Genomic DNA, 252 nt, shown 5'->3' with positions numbered 1-252 from the left:
GTCCACATCGCTGAGTCCTGCACGCTCGCGCGCCTTCGCGGGGGCGGTGGCCTCGACATGTTGCCGCAGCGCCTCGGCCGTGGCGGGCGCGATACCGGCCCGATTCAGCAGTTCGCGCACCGGATCGGTGGCACCGTTGCGTTCGAGTTCGGCGATCTGGTTCGTGACGGCCGGAGCCGGGATTCCCAGCAATCCGGCCAGCCGTGTCGCTTGGTCCGCCGGCTCGTCCGGGCGAGTGAAGTCGGGTTCGCC

At 70.6% G+C, this 252-nt stretch carries 1 protein-coding gene; it reads right to left on the bottom strand.

The features are described 5' to 3' along the window. Positions 1-252: hypothetical protein (locus tag IG65_RS38835; RefSeq protein WP_036526743.1), on the bottom strand; the 252-nt coding region annotated here is incomplete at both ends.

The organism is Nocardia sp. NRRL WC-3656, assembly GCF_000720265.1.
Taxonomy (GTDB): Bacteria; Actinomycetota; Actinomycetes; order Mycobacteriales; family Mycobacteriaceae; genus Nocardia; species Nocardia nova.
This window is presented reverse-complemented; position numbering and strand designations above follow the sequence as displayed.